Annotated in this window: 1 protein-coding gene; it reads left to right on the forward strand. The window is 54.3% G+C overall.

Going from position 1 to position 245, the window contains the following annotated elements; translation table 11 throughout:
- Positions 1-245, forward strand: a 245-nt coding sequence (locus HBA93_RS22810) for an iron-sulfur cluster assembly scaffold protein (RefSeq protein ID WP_221724752.1), incomplete at both ends; no start/stop codon positions are given.

The following is a 245-nucleotide window of genomic DNA, read 5'->3' on the forward strand; positions in this document are numbered from 1 at the left end:
TTCTAAGCTTTGCGGTTCGACTGTGCTGGTCGATTTGAAAGTACAAGACGGCGTGGTGACGGATTTTGCCCATGAGGTGAAGGCTTGCGCTTTGGGGCAGGCGACATCTTCCGTGATGGCACGCCATATTATCGGCTCCTCAGAAGCGGAATTACGCGCTTTGCAGGCGCAAATGACCGCTATGCTGAAAGAGAACGGTACGCCGCCGGAAGGGCGCTTTGAGGATTTACGTTTTTTCGAGCCGG

Origin of the sequence: Ochrobactrum sp. SFR4, assembly GCF_019730395.1 — a bacterium.
In the GTDB taxonomy this organism is placed as follows: Bacteria; Pseudomonadota; Alphaproteobacteria; order Rhizobiales; family Rhizobiaceae; genus Pseudochrobactrum.